The sequence below is a fragment of the Sphingomonas sp. Sph1(2015) genome (assembly GCF_001970915.1).
Taxonomy (GTDB): Bacteria; Pseudomonadota; Alphaproteobacteria; order Sphingomonadales; family Sphingomonadaceae; genus Sphingomonas; species Sphingomonas parapaucimobilis.
Window position 1 is genome coordinate 1 of sequence record NZ_MQUI01000143.1, and the last position, 339, is coordinate 339.

Below are 339 nucleotides of genomic sequence, written 5' to 3' on the forward strand. Positions count from 1 at the left end.
GGCAGGGAGCGATCCCGTTGACGGTGGGAGCCATCTGGCTCAGATTGCATGCCGCGCCGATGGTTGTCGGCGCATCGATATCTGCTGGCCAAAACCCGCCGCTGCTTCCCGACATAGGACGTTGTCGGTCAGCACGGTGTGGATGGTGTACGGAACGGCCGCGACCAGGTTACGCAGGAACTGGGCGGCTATCATCTTGCCGGCCTGCTCGCGCAACTCGACGAAGGCGAACTTGCTCGTCCGGTCGATCGCGACGAACAGGCGTAGCTTGCCCTCCGCTGTCTGAACCTCGGCGATATCGATGTGAAAATAGCCGATCGGGTAGGTCTTGAACTTGCG

1 pseudogene is annotated in these 339 nt (G+C 61.4%); it reads right to left on the reverse strand.

The features are described 5' to 3' along the window. Positions 1–120: 120 nt before the first annotated feature. Positions 121–339: pseudogene (locus BSZ14_RS18930) on the reverse strand (IS481 family transposase); the annotation flags it as partial.